The organism is Paracoccus versutus (genome assembly GCF_029909795.1).
In the GTDB taxonomy this organism is placed as follows: Bacteria; Pseudomonadota; Alphaproteobacteria; order Rhodobacterales; family Rhodobacteraceae; genus Paracoccus; species Paracoccus versutus.
Genome location: NZ_CP038197.1, coordinates 448,504 through 463,957, shown reverse-complemented (window position 1 = coordinate 463,957; position 15,454 = coordinate 448,504). Strand labels below are relative to the sequence as shown.

Genomic DNA, 15,454 nt, shown 5'->3' with positions numbered 1-15,454 from the left:
GACCTGCCCAACTGTGCAATTGCCCCTCGGCGGAAAACCGCTAATCTTGCGCAAAAAGCAGCGAGGCGCGCGACAGTGACGAATGTTTTCCGGGCCGAGGGCCTGGGCAAGACCTATCCCGGCGTGCGCGCCAATGACGACATCTCGTTCGGGGTCGAGGCGGGCGAGATCCACGCCCTTCTGGGCGAGAACGGCGCGGGCAAGTCCACGCTGGTCAAGATGATCTATGGCCTCGTGCGGCCGGACGAAGGGCAGATGGCGCTGCTGGGCGCGCCTTACGCGCCGCATGACCCGCGCGCGGCCCGTGCCGCGGGCGTCGCCATGGTGTTCCAGCATTTCAGCCTGTTCGACGCGATGACGGTTGCGGAAAACATCGCGCTGGGGATGGAGAATCCGCCGCCCCGGCCCGAGCTTGCCCGCCGCATCGCCGAGCTGTCGCAGGGCTACGGCCTGCCGCTGAACCCCGCCCGCCGCATCGCCAGCCTTTCGGCGGGCGAGCGGCAGCGGGTCGAGATCCTGCGCTGCCTGCTGCAGAACCCGCGGCTGCTGATCATGGACGAGCCGACCTCGGTCCTGACCCCGCAGGAGGCCGAGATCCTGTTCGCCACCCTGCGGCAACTGGCCGGGGCCGGCACGGCGATCCTGTATATCAGCCACAAGCTGGAAGAGATCCGCAGCCATTGCGACCGCGCCACCATCCTGCGCCAGGGCAAGCTGGTGGGCACGGTCGATCCGCGCGCCCATTCCGCCCGCGAACTGGCGGCGATGATGGTCGGGGCCGAAATGCGGCTGGTGGACCGTTCCGGCCGCAAGCCCGCTGCCCCGGTGCTGGAGGTCCGCGGCCTTTCGACGCCGGGCGGCGAGGGCATGGCGCTGAAGCAGATCGGCCTGACCCTGCGCTCGGGCGAGATCCTGGGCATCGGCGGCGTCGCCGGCAACGGGCAGGAGGAACTGCTCTCGGCGCTGTCGGGCGAGACGCTGACCGCCCCCGGCACCGTGGCGCTGGAGGGCCGCGACCTGTCCCGCGCCGGCCCCGAGGCGCGGCGCCGCGCCGGCCTGCTGGCCGCGCCCGAGGACCGGCTGGGCCATGCCGCCGTGCCCGAGTTCAGCCTGGCGGAAAACACGCTGCTGACCGCAGGCGCCCGGCAGGGCCTGATCCGCCGCGGGCTGATCGACCGCAAGGCCGCCACGGGTTTCGCGCAAGAGGTGATCCGCGCCTTCGACGTGCGCACCCCCGGCCCGGATACGGCAGCCGGCGCGCTGTCGGGCGGCAATCTGCAGAAATTCGTCATCGGCCGCGAGGTGCTGGGCCGGCCGCGGGTGCTGGTCGTCAACCAGCCGACCTGGGGCGTCGATGCCGGCGCCGCCGCCGCCATCCGCCAGGCGCTGCTGGACCTGGCGGCGCAGGGCGCGGGGCTGATCGTCATCAGCCAGGACCTGGACGAATTGCTGGAGCTTTCGGACCGCTTCTGCGCCCTGAACCAGGGCCGGCTGTCCGCGCCCCGCCCGACCGAGGGGCTGACGGTCGAGGAGATCGGGCTGATGCTGGGCGGCGCCCATGGCATGGAGGTGGCGCATGTTCCGGCTTGAGCCCCGCGCCAGCGCCCCGCTGCTCTGGCAGGTGGCGACGCCCATCCTGGCCGTCCTGTCCACGATGGTGGTTGGCGGCGGGCTGTTCGCCGCCATGGGCTTCGATCCGCTGGCCGCGATCCGCACCATCTTCTGGGATCCGCTGTTCGGCCCCGCCGCCGGCTATTCGCGCCCGCAGCTTCTGGTCAAGGCCGGGCCGCTGATCCTGATCGCCTCGGGCCTGGCGCTGGGGTTCCGCGCCGGGATCTGGAACATCGGCGCCGAGGGGCAATACATCATCGGCGCCATCTGCGGCGCGGCGGTGGCGCTGGCCGCCTATCCGCTGGACGCCTTCTGGATCTTTCCGGCGATGATCCTGGCCGGCGCGGCGGGCGGCTGGGCCTGGGGCATGGTCCCGGCGATGCTGCGCAACTGGTTCGGCGCGTCCGAGATCCTGGTCTCGCTGATGCTGGTCTATGTCGCGCAGCGCATCGCGGCCTGGATGGCCTTCGGCCCGATGAAGAACCCCGAGGGCTTCAACTTTCCCGGCTCGCGCAACCTGCAGCAATACGAGCCCGCCTCGAACCCCGAACTCATCGCCAATTCCGGCCTGCATTGGGGCGGCGTGGCGGCGATCCTGGCCCTTGCGGCGACCTGGTTCGTCATGTCGCGCCATGTCCTGGGCTTTCACATCCGCACCGCCGGCGCCGCCCCCCGCGCCGCCCGCTTTGCCGGCGTCCGCCCCGAGCGGCTGGTGGCGCTGTGCCTTGGCGTCTCGGGCGCGCTGGCGGGGCTGGCGGGTCTCTTCGAGGTCGCGGGCCCGGCCGGGCAGATCACCGAAAGCTTCGGCTCGGGCTACGGCTTTACCGCGATCATCGTGGCCTTCCTGGGCCGGCTGCATCCGCTGGGCATCCTGCTGGCGGGACTGCTCATGGCGCTGACCTATATCGGCGGCGAGCTGGCGCAGATGATGCTGAACCTGCCCGCGGCGACGGTGCAGGTCTTTCAGGGGATGCTTCTGTTCTTCCTGCTCGGCTTCGACCTTCTGACCCGCTACCGCATTCGGAGGCGCGCATGATGATCGACCCGCTTTCCGTCTTCATCCTGCTGCTCGGCGCCGCGACGCCGATCCTGTTCGCCGCGCTTGGCGAATTGGTGGTCGAGCGTGCGGGCGTGCTGAACCTGGGCGTCGAGGGCATGATGATCACCGGCGCGCTGGCCGGTTTCGCCGCCGCCCATGCCAGCGGCAGCCCCGCCCTGGGCTTTCTGGCCGCGGCCCTGGCCGGTGCGGCGGTGTCCATGACATTCGCGGCGCTAACCCAATTCCTGCTGTCGAACCAGGTGGCGACGGGGCTGGCGCTGACGCTGTTCGGCCTGGGCCTGACCGCGATGTTCGGCAAGCCCTATGAGGGGATGAAGGCCCCGGCGATGATGCCCGGCCCGCTGGGCCTGAACTGGATGATCTGGCTGGGCATCGCGCTGGTGCCCGCGGTCTGGTGGTTCCTGGCCCGCACCCGGCCGGGCCTGATCCTGCGCGCGGTGGGCGAAAACCACGACGCCGCCCATGGCCTGGGCTATCCGGTGCGGCGGATGCGCGTCCTTGCCATCGGCTTCGGCGGCGCGCTGGCAGGGATGGGCGGCGCCTATATCTCGATCGGCACCGTGCTGCAATGGACCGAGGGCATGACGGCGGGCGCCGGCTGGATCGCGCTGGCCATCGTGGTCTTTGCGCAATGGAACCCCTGGGGCGTGCTGGCCGGGGCCTGGCTCTTCGGCGGCGTCACCGTCTTGCAGCTGCGGCTGCAGGCGGCCGGGGTCGCGGTGCCGGTGCAGCTGCTGTCCATGGCGCCCTATCTCGCCACGATCTTCGTGCTGGTGCTGATCTCGGCCCGGCAGAAATTCGGCCGCACGGGCGCGGGCGCGGCCCCCGCCAGCCTGGGCCGGCCCTTCCACGCATTGAAATAGGCACAACCTGCAAGGAGCATGACATGAAACGCAGAACCCTTCTTGGCAGCGCCGCGGCGCTGGTGGCCAGCACGGCCCTGCCCGCCTTCGCGCAAGAGGAAAAGCTGAAGGTGGGCTTCATCTATGTCGGCCCGGTGGGCGACGGCGGCTGGACCTATCAGCACGACCTGGCCCGGCAGGCGGTGGAACGCGAATACGGCGACCGGGTCGAGACCACCTATATCGAAAGCGTCCCCGAAGGCGCCGATGCCGAGCGCGCCATCACGCAACTGGCGCTGTCCGGCCATAAGCTGATCTTCACCACCAGCTTCGGCTTCATGGACGCCACGATCAACGTCGCCAAGAAGTTCCCGGATGTGAAATTCGAACACGCCACCGGCTACAAGACCGCCGAAAACGTCGCCACCTACGACGCCCGCTTCTACGAAGGCCGCGCGGTGCTGGGCACGATTGCCGGCCGCATGACCAAGTCGAACAAGATCGGCTATATCGGCTCCTTCCCGATTCCCGAGGTCGTGCAGGGCATCAACTCGGCCTATATCCACGCCAGGAAGGTGAACCCGGATGTCGAGATGAAGGTGGTCTGGGCCTATACCTGGTTCGACCCCGCGAAAGAGGCCGATGCCGCCGCCGCGCTGATCGCCGAGGGCGTGGACGTGTTCATGCAGCACACCGACTCGACCGCGCCGCTGGCCAAGGCGCAGGAAGCGGGCGCCTTCGGCTTCGGCCAGGCCTCGGACATGGCGAATTTCGCGCCCCAGCCCCGGCTCGCCTCGATCATCGACAATTGGGAGCCCTATTACATCAAGCGCGTCGGCGAGGTGCTGGACGGCACCTGGAAATCCCAGGGCGTCTGGCTGGGCATCGGCGACGGCGAGGTGGTGATCGGCGAGATCACCGATGCCGTCCCCGCCGAGGTCAAGGCCGAGGCCGAGGCGCTGCGCGACAAGATCGCCGCCGGCGAATACCACCCCTTCACCGGGCCGCTGAACAAGCAGGACGGCTCGGCCTGGCTGGCCGAGGGGCAGACGGCCAGCGACCAGGAACTCTCCTCGATGAACTTCTATGTCGAGGGGATCACCGCGCCGATGCCGAAATAGGCCGCGGCTCAAGCGGCAAACCGGGGCCTCGGCCCCGGTTCACCTGGCGGAAAGCCTATTCCAGGTGGCTTTCCAGGAACCACAGATCCTTGTCCGCCGTGCGCGAGGCGGCGGTGAACAGGTCGGCGGTATCGGCATCGCCGGCCTCGTCGGTCGCGTCGATGGCGGCGCGCACCTTCTCGCCATAATCGCGCATGCGCTCGCAGACGGCCTTGATGTGGTCCTCGGCCTTGGTCAGGTCGGTCGGGTATTCCTTGAGCGTGCTGGCCTTGGCCACCTTCTCGACCGTGCCGACGGCGACGCCGTCCAGCACCTGCACGCGCTCGGCCATCATGTCCACATGCTCGTCCAGCCGCGCCTTCACGGTGTCGAACAGCTCATGCACGGCGATGAAGTTGCGGCCCTTGACGTTCCAATGCGCCTGCTTGATCGCCGCCGACAGCGCCAGGGCGTCGGCCAGGCGGGCATTCAGCTCGGCGATTGCGGTCTTGCGGGCATTGTCGCTGAGCCCTTTGACATTCACGGCCATGAAACTCTCCTTCGTCAGGTCCGCCCTTGAAACGACATGGGCCTTGCGGCGGTTCCCCGCGACGCTGGGTCAAACCGCCGCAGGCAAAGAAAAAGGGCGGCGCTTTCCACCGAAAGCACCGCCCCGAAAGCAGGTCAGAGCAGGATCAGACCGCGCCCTGGATGAATTTCACGGCATCGCCGAAGGTCTGGATGGTCTCGGCCGCATCGTCCGGGATCTCGATGCCGAACTCTTCCTCGAAAGCCATGACCAGCTCGACGGTGTCCAGCGAATCGGCGCCGAGATCGTCGATGAACGAGGCGGTCTCGGTGACCTTCTCTTCATCGACACCCAGGTGCTCGACGACAATTTTCTTCACGCGATCAGCGATATCGCTCATGTCTCTTCCTCGTTTTCGCGGGCAATCCGCCCAGATGTTCCAGCGATTGCCGGTCAGAGCCCAGGGCGGTTCCCCTGCGGCCTTGTTTGCGGGATATAGCACGGGAACGTGATCTTGCAACCCGCATAAACCACGTTCAGATCATCGCCATGCCGCCGTTGACATGCAGCGTGGCGCCGGTGACATAGCCCGCCTCGGGGCTGGCCAGATACAGCACGGCGGCGGCGATTTCCTGGGCGGAACCCATGCGCCCGGCGGGGATCTGCGTCAGGATCCGGCCCTTCTGCTCGTCGTTCAGCTTGCCGGTCATCGCCGTCTCGATGAAGCCGGGGGCGACGCAGTTCACGGTGATCCCGCGCGAGGCGACCTCATAGGCCAGGCTCTTCGACATGCCGACCAGCCCGGCCTTGGCGGCGGCGTAATTGCCCTGCCCCGGATTGCCGGTGGTGCCGACGATCGAGCCGATGTTCACGATCCGGCCCCAGCGCGCCTTCATCATGCCGCGCAGGACGCCCCGGCACAGCCGGAAGCTCGAGGTCAGGTTGACCTCCAGCACCTGCGCCCATTCCTCGTCGGACATGCGCATGAACAGGTTGTCGCGGGTGATCCCGGCATTGTTGACCAGGATGTCGACCGAACCCATCGCCTCGGCCGCCGCCTTGGGCAGGGCCTCGACCGCCGCCGCATCGGCCAGGTTGGCGGTGACCACATGCGCCCGCCCGCCCAGCCTCTCGGCCAGTTCGCGCAGCGGCGCCTCGCGCGTGCCCGACAGCGCCACGGTGGCGCCGGCGGCATGCAGCGCCTCGGCCACGGCGCCGCCGATCCCGCCCGACGCCCCGGTCACCAGCGCATTCCTGCCCGTCAGATCAAACATCACGCTCTTTCTCCGTTGTCCAAATACCCCGGGGGAATCCCGCAGGGATGGGGGCAGAGCCCCCTCATGCCTTCAGCGCCGCAATATCCGCCGGGACACCGATATTGCGCACCGCCGCATCCTTGGCGATGCGCTTGATCATGCCCGACAGCGCCTTGCCGGCGCCGATCTCCCAGAACTCGGTCACGCCCGCGCCGGCCAGGAACTCGACCGACTCGCGCCAGCGCACGGCACCCGTCACCTGCTCGACCAGCAGCCGGCGGATGGCGCCGGGCTCGGTCACCGGCTCGGCGCGGACATTGGCCACCAGCGGCACGGCCGGCGCGGCGATCTCGACCGCGGCCAGGGCCTCGGCCATCACCGCCGCCGCGGGCTGCATCAGCGCCGAATGGAACGGGGCCGAGACCGGCAGCATCAGCGCCCGCTTGGCGCCGCGCTCCTTGGCCAGCGCCGCGGCGCGCTCGACCGCCTCCTTGTGCCCCGAGATCACCACCTGCGCCGGATCGTTGTCATTGGCGGCCTGGCAGACCTCGCCCTCGGCCGCGTCGCGCGCGATCTGGTCGACCGCGGCGAAATCCAGGCCCAGGATCGCCGCCATTGCGCCCTGCCCGACCGGCACCGCCTCCTGCATGGCCTGGCCGCGCAGGCGCAACAGCCGCGCGGTGTCGGCCAGGCTCAGCGCGCCCGCCGCACAAAGCGCCGAATATTCGCCCAGCGAGTGGCCGGCGACGAAATCCGCGTCCCGGATGCCGAAGCCTTCGGCCTCCAGCGCCCGGAAGGCCGCGATCGAGGTCGCCATCAGCGCCGGCTGCGCGTTCCGGGTCAGGGTCAGCGTCTCGATGTCGCCGTTCCAGACCAGGTCGGACAGGCTCTCTCCCAGCGCCTCGTCGACCTCGGCAAAGACCTCGCGCGCCGCCGGATAGGCCTCGGCCAGCTCGCGCCCCATGCCGACGACCTGTGCGCCCTGCCCCGGAAATACGAATGCCCGCATCGCGGAATCCCTTCTGTCCTATGTCCTTGCGACAGCCTTAGCCCGCGACGCCCCTTGCCGCAACCGCGGCCGTCAGCGCGGAATCACGATCTCGGCCCGCAATCCCCCCAGCCGCTCGCCCTGGCCCAGCCGCAACTGCCCGCCATGGGCGCGGGCGATGTCGGCGGCGATGGACAGGCCCAGCCCCACGCCCTGGCCGCGGTTCTGGTTGCGCGCGGGGTCGAGCCGGGTAAAGGGTTTCAGCGCCTCCTCGCGCCTCTCGGGCGGGATGCCGGGCCCGTCGTCCTCGACCGAAATGCGGAAATAGCTCGGCCCCAGCGCCGCCTCGACCTCGGCGCGCTCGCCGTAGCGCACGGCATTGCCGATCAGGTTCTCGACGGCGCGGCGCAGGCTGTCGCGGCGAAAGGTGGCGCGGCCGGCGCCGTCGCCCGCGACCGAATGCAGGACCACCCGCTGCCCGCCGCGCTGCGCATCGGCGACGATGCCGCGCACGAAATCCAGCGCCGGCACCGGTTCGGGTGGGGCGTCCTGCGCCGCGTCGCGGGCATGGTCCAGGAAGGCGTCGACCATGGTGCCCATGGCCGCCACGTCGCTTTCCAGCGCCGCGATCTCCTCGGGTTCGGGCGGATAGTCCGGGCTCAGCATCGACAGGCCCAGCCGCAGCCGGGTCAGGGGCGTGCGCAGGTCGTGGCTGACGCCCGAGAGCATCTGCTTGCGCTGCTCGTTCTGGCGCTCGATGCGGGCGCGCATCTCCAGGAAGGCGGTGCCGGCGCTGCGGATCTCGCTGGCGCCGGCCGGGCGGTAGGAAATGATCCGCCCCTTGCCGTATTCCTCGGCCGCGCGTGCCAGCCGCCGGATCGGGCGCAGCTGGTTGCGCAGGAAGATCGTCGCGATCGCCGTCATCAGAAGCGAGGTGCCCACCATCAGCACCAGCAGCTGATGCGGGTTCGAGGCGCTGACCCGCAGGCGCGGAAACACCAGCTGGTAATGCCCCCAGCGGCCCTGCAGCGTCACCCGCACCTCGCGCCGGTGGCTCAGGTCGACGGCGCGCACGGCGGGCACGCGCTCGTGCAGCTCGGCGATGACGATGCGGCCCGACAGGTCGTAGAAGGCCCGCCATTCCACGCCCGGCTCGGCCGGCAGCTGCAGCTCCAGCCCCAGCGGCACGACCACCTCGCCGGCAGAATCGCGCGCCGCCTGGACATCGGGCGCCGCCTCGATCCGGGCCGCGACCAGCGCGACCTCATGCGCCATGCCCGAGGTCATCTGCCGCGTCACGTCCTCGAAATGGCGCTGCAGGAACATGATGGTGACGACGATTGTCACCACCACGACCGGCAGGAACAGGATCAGCGCCGCCCGTCCGTAAAGCCCGCGCGGCATGGTCCGCTTCAGCCAGTCGAAATTCATTGCCTCATGCCCCACCCGGCCCTTGGAATACGGGCCCTGCCATGGCTAGGTTAGCCCCATGACAAGCGCCGAGAAAGCCCTGCGGATCATCACCGCCGACAATCCCTCGCCCTTCACCGGGCCGGGCACCAACACCTTCCTGCTGGGACGCGAGCGGATCGCGGTGATCGACCCCGGCCCGGACCTGGCCGCGCATCGCCGGGCGATCCTGGCCGCCGCGGGGCCGGGCCGCATCAGCCATATCTTCGTCACCCATGCGCATCTGGACCATTCCGGCGGCGCCCGCGCCCTGGCCCAGGCGACCGGCGCGCCGATCCTGGGCTTCGGCCCCGCCGAATCGGGCCGCTCGGCGGTGATGGAGCGGCTAGCGCGCGAAGGCGCCATCGACGGCGGCGAGGGGCTGGACCGCGGCTTCGCCCCCGATATCGCCCTGGCCGACGGCGCGGCGGTCGAGACCGACGAGTGGCGCCTGACCGCGCTGCACACGCCGGGCCATTTCGCCGGCCACCTGGCCTTTCGCCAGGACGAGACGATCTTTTGCGGTGACGTGGTGATGGGCTGGTCCTCGACCATCATCTCGCCGCCGGACGGCGATCTGGCGGATTACTTCCGTTCGCTCTCGCGGCTCGATTCGGCGGGGGCGCGGGTGCTGCTGCCCGCGCATGGCGATGCGGTGCGCGACCCGACGGCGCGGCTGGCCGAGCTTGCCGCGCATCGGCGCGAGCGCACGGTGCAGATCCTTGCCGCGCTGCGCGACGGCCCGGCCACGGCCGAGGCGCTGGCACGGCGAATCTACCGCATCCCGCCGGCGATGATTCCGGCGGCGATGCGCAACGTGCTGGCGCATCTGATCGCCCTGTCCGAGCTTGGCGCGGTCTCGACCCCCGGCCCGATCGGCTCGGATTCGGTCTTTTCCGCGCATTGACCGGGACCGGCGGGGGATTTTCCGGATGGATGAAAAAAATGCGCAAACCCCTCTGGACGACCCCGAAGAGCGCGGCTATACACCGCCCCGTGTTCCGGCGTAGCTCAGCGGTAGAGCAGTTGACTGTTAATCAATTGGTCGTAGGTTCGATCCCTACCGCCGGAGCCATAAAAATCAAGGTGATGAAGGGCGTCCTTCAGGTGTTGCGGAAAGTTGTCCGACGCCGGGGATGAGGCCCGCCTCCGCGGCGATTGCGAGATCGTTTCGAGCGGTTTCGGGGTAGCGCATTGCGCCCCGCGTCATCCGAGCTTCCGCATTCGATCAGGCGCCTTTGGGCAAGGCCGTCCGCATCGCCAAGTGCCGGCCCGTGGAAAACACCGCCGACGGGATAGCCAGCGGGACCGAGGCCGCGAACCGTGAAACCGGCGGCTTGCCCCGTTCATCCGCCAGGATGAAGGCACCTGGGCCCGCGTCGTCCTCAAACCTGCGTCTCGACGGCCAGCCCCGCCGCCTTCCATTCGGCGAAACCATCCTCCAACCGCATCGCCCTGAAGCCCCTGGCGCGCAGCGCGGCCACGGCTTCGACCGAAAAGACGCAATAGGGGTCGCGGCAATAGGCGATGATCTCGGTATCCTTGGGCAGCTCGTTCAGCCGCCGGTCCAGTTCCGAAAACGGGATATTGCGCGCGCCCGGAAGATGGCCCTGCGCGAACTCCTCGGCGGGACGAACGTCCAGCACCGTGACCAGACCGGCCTCGATCCGCTGGGCCAGATCTTCGCGCGACACCGCCTCCATCGAGTCCCGCGCATGGAAATAGTCGTCCAGCAGGCGGTTGACCTCGGCGATATTGCGCTCTCCCACCCGGCTGAGCGCGCTGACGAGCGCCACCGCCTCGGCATCGCCGGCAAGGCTGTAGATCACATGCTTGCCGCGCCGCTCGATCTCGACCAGCCGCGCGCGCCGCAGGATCTGCAGACGCCGCGAGGTGTTGGCAAAGGACATGCCCGACAGCGCGGACAGTTCCTCGACCGGACGGCGGCCCTGCGCCAGGTATTCCGGCAGTTCCAGACGATGCGGATGGCCAAGCGCTTGCGCCACCTCGGCCAGGCTTGCGTGCCGGGAGTGTGGATCGCCGCGAAATAATGCTTCGATCCGGTGCGGGCCTGGATTTCCTCCCGGCCGAGCCAGCGGTGCTCCTTGCCGATCTGCTTCAGCGCCACCGACATCTCGGTGAGGCATTTCTGCCCGCGCTCGGTCGCTGCGGCGTGGTATTTGCCCGAAGGGTCCCAGTCGCAATCGACGCCCAGTTCCTCGACCGCCTGGCGAAGATAGTCGATCCCCTCGCTGTTGACGTGGAACTCTTCCTCGTTGCCCTTTTTATCCTCGGCGAAGTGCTTGTTGCGCGGATTATGCGCCAGATCGATCGCAAAACCGGCGCAACGGCCGGCCGCGCCATCGCCGATGCGACCGGCATCGACAAGAACGACGCGTGCGTCGGGGGCGAGTTCGCCCAGCCGGCGGGCACAGTGGAGCCCCATCCAGCCGCCTCCGACGACGAGATAATCGCATGCGATATCAGTATTCAACTGATTGGCTGCGGGCCGCGGACCCAGGGCGGCGAACCAACCGGAACGGGTTGGCTCCATATGGACAGGCATGATTTTCATAGCAGGACCGGGATGATGTTTCTGGTCCGGGCCTACATCAACGGGCCAGCCGGCGTGATGCTGGAAATTTCCCGCTCCGTATAGAATGGATTTATGAATGCTCCCTGCATGGACAGGGGTCGCCGCATCGCGGCCAACGCGCACCCCGGCAGAACTGGCCGCTAGTAGATCGGCGGAGAGACGATCCAGATGGCGATGGCGGGTTCGTCGCCATCGTTGCGCCAGGCATAGTCCGTCTCGCGGAACTGGAAGCTGTCGCCGGGCTCCAGCCGGATCTCGCGGTCGCCGATGATCAGGGTCAGGCGGCCCGAGATCAGGACGCCGCCGTCCTCCTTCGGCCGCGCCTTTCGCCGTCCGCCGCTGGACGAGCGCGGCGCGAAGGTCGACTTGATCATCTCGAACGAGCCGCTGAGCGTCGGGGACAGCAGCTCCTCGACCAGCCCGCTTTCCTGCGAGCCGATGGGCGTCCGGTCCGCCGCGCGCAGGACCAGCCCGCGTTCCTCGGGCGCCCGGCTGGCAGAGCGGAAGAAGAAGCTGATGTTCACCCCCAGCCGGTCCGAGATCTGCCCCAGGTCATGGACCGACGGCGTGGTCTGCCCGCGCTCGACCTGGCTCAGCCAGCCGACCGAGCGCCCGACATCGCCCGCAAGCTCCAGCAGCGTCATGCCCCGCGACTTGCGCAGCGACCGGATGTCTTCACCCACATGATGGCTCATCGGCTCTCCTTCAGAGGATGCCGGCAAGGTGCAGCAATTCCGCTGAAATCTCAACACGACCGCAGCCGGTAAATGAAATTCCTGGATGGCTCTGCCTAAAAATGAAATTTTTAATTGAAATTTCATTCTCGCCATGGATAGTTCCACCCTATCGGAAAGAACGGAATCGCCCCTCCTTCCCTGGCGACCTCCCGGCCCTGCACAGCTCACCCAGTCCAACAGCGGATAACCATCATGGTCGAACTTCCCAGCCAAGCCCGCGTCGTCATCATCGGCGGCGGCATTTCGGGCTGTTCCGTCGCCTATCACCTTGCCAAGCTCGGCTGGACCGACATCGTGCTGCTGGAACGCAAGCAGCTGACATCCGGCACCACCTGGCACGCGGCGGGGCTGATCGGCCAGCTGCGCGCCAGCCAGAACATGACCCGGCTGGCGAAATATTCCGCCGACCTCTACACCAAGCTGGAGGCCGAGACCGGGCTTGCCACCGGCCTGCGGCAATGCGGCTCGATCACCGTCGCCCTGACCGAAGAGCGGCGCGAGGAGATCCTGCGCCAAGCGGCGCTGGCCCGCGCCTTCGGCGTGGACGTGAACGAGCTTTCGCCGCGCGAGGTGCTGGAGCTTTATCCGCATCTGGAGATCTCGGATGTGGTTGCCGGCGTCCACCTACCGCTGGACGGCCAGGCCGATCCGGGCAATATCGCGCTGGCGCTGGCCAAGGGCGCGCGGATGCGCGGCGCCCGGATCGTCGAGCAGGTCAAGGTCACGCGCATCACCACCGCCAATGGCCGCGTGACCGGCGTCGATTGGGAAGCCGGCGGCGAACGGGGCCATATCGCCACCGAAAACGTGGTGAACTGCGGCGGCATGTGGGGCCGCGACCTTGCGGCGCAAAACGGCGTCACCCTGCCGCTGCACGCCTGCGAGCATTTCTATATCGTCACCGAGAACATCCCCGACCTGGCCCAGCTTCCGGTCCTGCGCGTGCCCGACGAATGCGCCTATTACAAGGAGGACGCGGGCAAGATCCTGCTCGGCGCCTTCGAGCCCAAGGCCAAGCCCTGGGGCATGTCCGGCATTCCCGAGGATTTCTGCTTCGACCAGCTGCCCGAGGATTTCGATCATTTCGAGCCGATCCTGGAAAAGGCGGTGGCCCGCATGCCGCTGCTGGGCCAGGCGGGCATCCACACCTTCTTCAACGGCCCGGAAAGCTTCACCCCCGACGACCGCTATTACCTGGGCGAGTCGCCCGAGCTTGCCGGCTACTGGGTCGCGGCCGGCTACAATTCCATCGGCATCGTGTCCTCCGGCGGGGCCGGCATGGCACTGGCGCAATGGATGGAGGACGGCGAGCCGCCTTTCGACCTGTGGGAGGTCGATATCCGTCGCGCCCAGCCCTTCCAGCGCAATCGCCGCTATCTGAAGGAACGGGTCAGCGAGACGCTGGGCCTGCTTTACGCCGATCATTTCCCCTATCGGCAGATGGCGACCTCGCGCGGCATCCGCCGCTCGCCCCTGCACGAGCATCTCAAGGCGCGCGGCGCGGTCTTTGGCGAGGTCGCGGGCTGGGAGCGTGCCAACTGGTTCGCCGCGGACGGGCAAGAGCGCGAATACCGCTATGGCTGGAAGCGCCAGAACTGGTTCGACAACCAGCGCGCCGAGCATATGGCGATGCGCGAGGGCGTGGGCCTGCTGGACATGACCAGCTTCGGCAAGATCCGGGTCGAGGGGCGCGATGCGCTTGCCTTCCTGCAGCGGCTTTGCGCGAACGACATGGACGTGCCCGCGGGCCGCATCGTCTATACGCAGATGCTGAACCACTGCGGCGGCATTGAGTCCGACCTCACGGCGACGCGGCTTTCCGAAACGGCCTTCTTCCTGGTCGTGCCCGGCGCGACCTTGCAGCGCGACCTGGCCTGGCTGCGCCGGCATCTGGGCGATGAGTTCGTCACCATCACCGACATCACCGCGTCGGAAGCCGTGCTGCCGCTGATGGGCCCGCGCTCGCGCGAGCTTCTGGCGCTGGTCTCGCCCGATGATTTCTCGAACGAGGCGCATCCCTTCGGCACCGCGCGCGAGATCGAGATCGGCATGGGCCTGGCCCGCGCCCATCGCGTGACCTATGTCGGCGAATTGGGATGGGAGCTTTACGTCCCCACCGACCAGGCCGCGCATGTGTTCGAAACCCTGGCCGAGGCGGGCGAGGCCGTCGGCCTTAAACTCTGCGGCCTGCACGCGATGGATTCATGCCGCATCGAGAAAGCCTATCGCCATTTCGGCCATGACATCACCGACGAGGATCATGTGCTGGAGGCGGGCCTGGGCTTCGCGGTGAAAACCGACAAGGGCGACTTCATCGGCCGCGACGCGGTGCTGAAGAAGCGCGAAACCGGGCTGGAGCGCCGCCTGGTCCAGTTCCAGCTGAAGGATCCCGAACCGCTGCTGTTCCACAACGAGCCGGTCCTGCGCGACGGCAAGATCGTCGGCTTCCTGACCTCGGGCAATTACGGCCACGCGCTCGGCGCCGCGATCGGCCTGGGCTATGTGCCCTGCCGGGGGGACGAGACCGCGGCCGAGATGCTGGCGTCGGATTATACCATCGACGTGGCAGGCCGGATCGTGGCTGCCGAGGCCAGCCTGGCGCCCCTCTACGATCCCAAGTCGGCGCGGGTGCGCGGCTGAAACCGAACTCGTGGAAGGACGGAAGCCATGACGTTCCTGGTCCCCGTGAAGCGCGTGATCGACTACAACGTGAAGGCCCGCATTCCGGTGACAGCATCCGGCTGAACTTCTCGCAGGACCATGCGGCGGCGACGGCCGCGGTCGAGCGCCTGGCGGCGCTGGTCGAACGGTATCGCGCATGAGCGCGGCTCCCGGACAGGGCAACCCGGTGCCGCAGGGCGATTACGTCGCGGCAACGCGGCATGGATCGCTGATCTTCACCGCCGGGATGACCCCGCGCGCGAACGGCCGGCTGATGTTCAGCGGCCCGGTCCGCAGGGACCAGCCGCTGGAAGCCTGGCGCGAGGCGGTGGTGCTGGCCTGCAGCAACGCGCTGCGGGCCGCGCGTGCGACCCTGGCGCCGGGCGAGGATCTGGCGGCCGTCCTCAGCCTGACCGTCTATGTCGCCGCGGAAGCGGGGTTTGCCGCGCATTCCGCGCTTGCCGATTTCGCCTCGCAGTTCCTCAAGGAACAGCTGGGCACAAGCGGCATCGGCAGCCGCTGCGCGGTGGGCGTGGCGACGCTGCCGGGGAATGCGCCGGTCGAAATCCAGATGGTGGCGGCGGTCTGATCTGCCGCGCCGCGCGTGTGGGTGCCGGGCTTTTGC

The 15,454-nt window shown here is 68.4% G+C and carries 14 protein-coding genes, 1 tRNA gene and 1 pseudogene; 8 read left to right on the top strand and 8 right to left on the bottom strand.

Features of this window, described 5'->3' with window-relative positions:
- The first annotated feature begins 75 nt into the window (after positions 1–75).
- The 4 genes from E3U25_RS13310 to E3U25_RS13295 are packed head-to-tail and all read left to right on the top strand — an operon-like array spanning position 76 to position 4,634.
- Entirely contained in the window at positions 76–1,590 is a 1,515-nt protein-coding gene (locus E3U25_RS13310) for an ABC transporter ATP-binding protein (protein WP_116222731.1), read from the top strand.
- Positions 1,577–2,647, top strand: coding sequence for an ABC transporter permease (locus E3U25_RS13305; protein ID WP_116222730.1), 1,071 nt, complete (start codon positions 1,577–1,579; stop codon positions 2,645–2,647). The genes E3U25_RS13310 and E3U25_RS13305 overlap by 14 nt, the downstream gene beginning before the upstream one ends.
- Positions 2,644–3,534 (top strand): ABC transporter permease, encoded by an 891-nt coding sequence (locus E3U25_RS13300; protein ID WP_116222729.1) that lies wholly within the window; start codon positions 2,644–2,646, stop codon positions 3,532–3,534. The genes E3U25_RS13305 and E3U25_RS13300 overlap by 4 nt, the downstream gene beginning before the upstream one ends.
- A 23-nt stretch (positions 3,535–3,557) precedes the next feature.
- Positions 3,558–4,634 carry a BMP family ABC transporter substrate-binding protein gene (locus tag E3U25_RS13295; RefSeq protein WP_036759571.1) on the top strand — a complete coding sequence of 359 codons (1,077 nt, stop codon included), beginning with the start codon at positions 3,558–3,560 and terminating at the stop codon, positions 4,632–4,634.
- Between the two features lie 55 nt (positions 4,635–4,689).
- Here the strand turns inward: E3U25_RS13295 and dps are convergent, their stop codons facing one another.
- The 5 genes from dps to E3U25_RS13270 all read right to left on the bottom strand — a co-directional run bounded on the left by dps (position 4,690) and on the right by E3U25_RS13270 (position 8,817).
- Positions 4,690–5,163 (bottom strand): DNA starvation/stationary phase protection protein Dps, encoded by a 474-nt coding sequence (gene dps, locus E3U25_RS13290; protein WP_024844371.1) that lies wholly within the window; start codon positions 5,161–5,163, stop codon positions 4,690–4,692.
- Positions 5,164–5,308: 145 nt separating this feature from the next.
- Positions 5,309–5,542, bottom strand: a complete 234-nt coding sequence (locus tag E3U25_RS13285) for an acyl carrier protein (RefSeq protein ID WP_011748063.1) — start codon at positions 5,540–5,542, stop codon at positions 5,309–5,311.
- Positions 5,543–5,678: 136 nt separating this feature from the next.
- Positions 5,679–6,416 carry a 3-oxoacyl-ACP reductase FabG gene (gene fabG / locus E3U25_RS13280; RefSeq protein WP_072462722.1) on the bottom strand — a complete coding sequence of 246 codons (738 nt, stop codon included), beginning with the start codon at positions 6,414–6,416 and terminating at the stop codon, positions 5,679–5,681.
- 64 nt (positions 6,417–6,480) lie between these two features.
- Positions 6,481–7,407, bottom strand: coding sequence for an ACP S-malonyltransferase (gene fabD / locus E3U25_RS13275; RefSeq protein WP_036759576.1), 927 nt, complete (start codon positions 7,405–7,407; stop codon positions 6,481–6,483).
- 72 nt (positions 7,408–7,479) lie between these two features.
- Complete coding sequence (locus E3U25_RS13270; RefSeq protein WP_036759578.1) at positions 7,480–8,817, bottom strand: ATP-binding protein; 1,338 nt, start codon at positions 8,815–8,817, stop codon at positions 7,480–7,482.
- Between the two features lie 58 nt (positions 8,818–8,875).
- On the opposite strand from E3U25_RS13270, the gene E3U25_RS13265 reads away from it, so the two are divergent.
- Positions 8,876–9,742: an MBL fold metallo-hydrolase gene (locus tag E3U25_RS13265; RefSeq protein WP_072462723.1), complete on the top strand. Its 867-nt coding sequence runs from the start codon at positions 8,876–8,878 to the stop codon at positions 9,740–9,742.
- A 93-nt stretch (positions 9,743–9,835) separates the two neighbouring features.
- Positions 9,836–9,910: transfer RNA gene (locus tag E3U25_RS13260), tRNA-Asn, on the top strand.
- Positions 9,911–10,220: 310 nt separating this feature from the next.
- Here the strand turns inward: E3U25_RS13260 and E3U25_RS13255 are convergent.
- The 3 genes and pseudogenes from E3U25_RS13255 to E3U25_RS13245 all read right to left on the bottom strand — a co-directional run bounded on the left by E3U25_RS13255 (position 10,221) and on the right by E3U25_RS13245 (position 12,126).
- Entirely contained in the window at positions 10,221–10,841 is a 621-nt protein-coding gene (locus tag E3U25_RS13255) for an ArsR/SmtB family transcription factor (RefSeq protein ID WP_244295300.1), read from the bottom strand.
- Positions 10,842–10,915: 74 nt separating this feature from the next.
- Positions 10,916–11,281 (bottom strand): annotated as a pseudogene (locus E3U25_RS13250) (FAD-dependent oxidoreductase); the annotation flags it as partial.
- A 290-nt stretch (positions 11,282–11,571) separates the two neighbouring features.
- Complete coding sequence (locus E3U25_RS13245) at positions 11,572–12,126, bottom strand: helix-turn-helix domain-containing protein (protein ID WP_072462771.1); 555 nt, start codon at positions 12,124–12,126, stop codon at positions 11,572–11,574.
- Positions 12,127–12,360: 234 nt separating this feature from the next.
- On the opposite strand from E3U25_RS13245, the gene E3U25_RS13240 reads away from it, so the two are divergent.
- Together E3U25_RS13240 and E3U25_RS13235 are read left to right on the top strand one after the other, a co-directional pair.
- Positions 12,361–14,808, top strand: a complete 2,448-nt coding sequence (locus E3U25_RS13240) for a GcvT family protein (protein WP_208861651.1) — start codon at positions 12,361–12,363, stop codon at positions 14,806–14,808.
- Between the two features lie 178 nt (positions 14,809–14,986).
- On the top strand, positions 14,987–15,418 hold the full coding sequence (locus tag E3U25_RS13235) for a RidA family protein (RefSeq protein WP_116222726.1): 432 nt from the start codon (positions 14,987–14,989) through the stop codon (positions 15,416–15,418).
- Positions 15,419–15,454: the final 36 nt, after the last annotated feature.